This is a genomic window from Corallococcus exercitus (assembly GCF_003611585.1).
In the GTDB taxonomy this organism is placed as follows: Bacteria; Myxococcota; Myxococcia; order Myxococcales; family Myxococcaceae; genus Corallococcus; species Corallococcus exercitus.
In genome coordinates this window covers 1-2,952 of the sequence record NZ_RAVW01000686.1, presented here as the reverse complement: position 1 = coordinate 2,952, position 2,952 = coordinate 1, and the positions used below count along the sequence as shown (strand labels likewise).

2 protein-coding genes and 1 pseudogene are annotated in these 2,952 nt (G+C 70.6%); all 3 read right to left on the bottom strand.

Going from position 1 to position 2,952, the window contains the following annotated elements:
• Positions 1–10: 10 nt before the first annotated feature.
• Positions 11–184, bottom strand: a complete 174-nt coding sequence (locus tag D7W79_RS46590; RefSeq protein WP_158617180.1) for a hypothetical protein — start codon at positions 182–184, stop codon at positions 11–13.
• A complete protein-coding gene (locus D7W79_RS40845) occupies positions 181–1,920 on the bottom strand; it encodes an FHA domain-containing protein (protein WP_244222256.1) in 1,740 nt (579 codons plus the stop codon). The genes D7W79_RS46590 and D7W79_RS40845 overlap by 4 nt, the downstream gene beginning before the upstream one ends.
• A gap of 36 nt (positions 1,921–1,956) precedes the next feature.
• Positions 1,957–2,952 (bottom strand): annotated as a pseudogene (locus D7W79_RS44120) (FHA domain-containing protein); the annotation flags it as partial.

Genomic DNA, 2,952 nt, shown 5'->3' with positions numbered 1-2,952 from the left:
GTCGGCAGCGTCAGAGGTGTATAAGAGACAGCACCGGCGCGGGTGGCGGCACCGCGGGCGGTTTGCTCGCGCTCGCGGCCTTCGCGGGAGGGGGACGCAGGGGTGGCAGCAGCGACGTTCCGAACAGGTCGCCCTGCCCCGGCTCTTCGGCCGGAGGCGGCTCCAACCCCTTGCGCTTCTTCATCGCGACAGCTTCTCGATCCAGCCCTGGGCCTTGCCGTGCAGCTCGTCGTCGGGCGGCGTCATCGCGACGACGTCGCGGAACTTGGGCAGCGCGTCCTCGGGGCTGGAGTCCTTGATGGAGTAGGCCTGCATGTACAGGTCCTTCGCCTTGCCCTTGAGGTCGTTGACGATGTTGGCGGCGCCCGTGTGGTTGGGGTCCGCCTGGAGCGCGCGGCGAGCGAACTCCATGGCGCGCGACCACTGGCCGGCGGCCTTCGCGCCCGCGGCGCTCTTGTAATAGATGGTCGACGCGCGGGTGCCCGCGTTGCGCCCCATCTTGCTGCCGCGCCCGTCGGTGATGTCCTTGTCCAGGGCGAGCAGCCGGGTGAGGCCCTTGGCGTCCAGCTCCTCCAGCTTCTTGTAGAGGTTGCCGAACTCCGTCACCTGCCCCATCAGCTGCTTGCACTGCGGCGTCTTGCCCGCGCACGCGTTGAGGATGGCCACCGCGCCGGACGTGTCACCGTCGCGGAAGCGGTCCACTGCGGGCTCCCACGGCTTGGGCGCCGCGGCCACGCGCACCGGATCCGGACGGGTCAGGTCCGCGATGACGCGCGCGGCGTCGTCATTCACGAGCTTGCCGTCGCGGTGCTCCGGGAAGGTCGCGAGCACGTCGTCGGTGATGGCCTTGGCCTTCTGCACGTTCTCCAGCTGGCGGGTGTCCAGCAGCTGCTTGGCTTCCTTCGTGCGCTTGTCGGCGGCGTCCGTCAGGTTCTTGCGCGCCGTCTTCAGCTGCTCGTAGAGCTGCGTGTCGCTGCTCACCTTCGCGATGGACGCCTTCGCGTTGGCGAGTTCCCCCTTGTCCAGCGCCGCCTGGGCCGTGAGCAGGTGGTTCTGGTTGGGGATCTCCTTCTCCGCGGCCTTGAGGTAGTCCTCCACGCCGGGGTAGTCCGCCGCCTGCGCGTGGAGCTCCTCCAGCTTCGCCTTGGCCTGCTGCCACTGGCCCTCGCGCACCAGGTTCTTGGCCTCCTGGAAGAGGCCGCCCAGCTGCTCGCGGTACTGGCGCTGCTCCGCCTCGATGCGGCCCTGCTCCTCCTGCTGGTGCCGCATGCGCGAGCGCGCGACGCCCAGGCCCGCGAAGAGCAGCACCAGCACGGCGGCGCCCGCGAGCTTCAGCCGCATGCGCTTGCGCTGCATCTCCGGCGTGAGCTCCGCGGCGGCGGCGGCCCGCGACGTCTGCGGGCGCGCACGGCCCTCGCGCGAAGGACGCACGGGCACGGCCGTGGGACCGCGCCCGGCCGCGGTGGACGGACGGGGCCGGGGGCCGGAGGGGGCCTGCACCTTGGCGGTGCTGTTGGCGGTGTCCTCGTAGCGCAGCTCCGAGTCGCCCAGCGTGATGACGTCGCCGTTGGCGAGGAGCGTCTCCTCGGAGATGGGCTCGCCGTTGACGATGGTGCCGTTGCCGGAGCCCATGTCGCTGACCATCCAGCCAGCGGACTCCTTGCGCAGCGTCACGTGCTTGCGGGAGACCGACGTGTCCTGGATGCAGATGGGGTTGTCGGTGGAGCGGCCGACCGTGTACTCGAGGTCGGAGAGCGCGAACTCCTCACCCTCCATGGGGCCGGCGATGACGATGAGCTTCGCGGGGCGGGCCGCGGCGGCACCGGCGGTGGACCGGCGGACCGGCGCGCGCTGTCCGGTCCCAGAAGAGGGCGTACCGGATGTAGGCCGTCGGCGGGCGGGGGGTGGTGCGTTCGACATGGCGGTCACCGCGTCCTGCTGAGGGGGGCACGGGCCCTAAAGCTCGTGCTCATAGGCTTTTTCCAGCGCCAGATTGTGGCAGCGATGCTCGGCGGTAGGGAAGCGTCTCCGCACGTCTTCGAGGGTCGCGACCGCATCCCGTCGGCTGCGGAACTGAACCGCCCGCTGGAATTGCATCATCAGCTGCCCGCAGCGGTGGTCCAGCTCCGTTGAAATCTGGGCGATCCGCTCCCGGACGTCGTCGTACAGCTCCGGCTTCTCGTCCAGCGCTTCCAGGGTGATCCACGCGGCGCGGTACTCCCGCCACGCCTTGAACAGGTTCTCCGCCCCCACGTCCTTCAGCTCGTAGAAGCGGGCCCCGGCCTTCGCGGACTCCCGGGCGGAAGCGACCAGCTGATCAGGCGGCAGCTCGGGCACCGGGATGACTTCCAGGCGCAGGTTCCAGATGCGCCAGGGGTCGCGGCCGGGCGGGTTGAGGGCGTTGTCGAAGAGCAGCTGGTTGTTGGCGTTGCGGCGCAGGAGGCTGGGGGGAAGGACCTGCTCCAGCTCGCGCTCCGCCGTCTGCGCCGTGTCCGGGGGCACCCACCCCAGGGACACGCCGTTGAGGGACAGGTTGACCTCGTCCCGGGCGATGTTGCTGGCCTGGTAGTGCAGCACCGCCACCGCGCGCGTGGGGGACACGAAGCGGAAGTCGAAGAGCTTGTCGTCGGCGTGCACCCAGCGCACGCCCTCGCCCAGGCCGAAGGAGTCCATCACTGGATCCATGCCCAGCTTGAAGGGCTCGCGGCCGGGGAGGCGGATCGCCGAGGGCACCGCGAGCGCCACGAGCAGCGTCACCAGCGCCAGCGCGCCCAGCCCCGCCAGCGACGCGAAGCCGATGCGCCGGGGCAGCGACTGGCGCTTCCAGAAGAGGAGGAACCGGCCCTTGAGCGTCTTGCCCAGCTGACGCTGCTGGCGGGCCTTGTCGGCGGCGGACGATGGCTCGACCTTCGCGACGACCGTCACCGGGCCCTTGGGCACGGGCTCGATCGC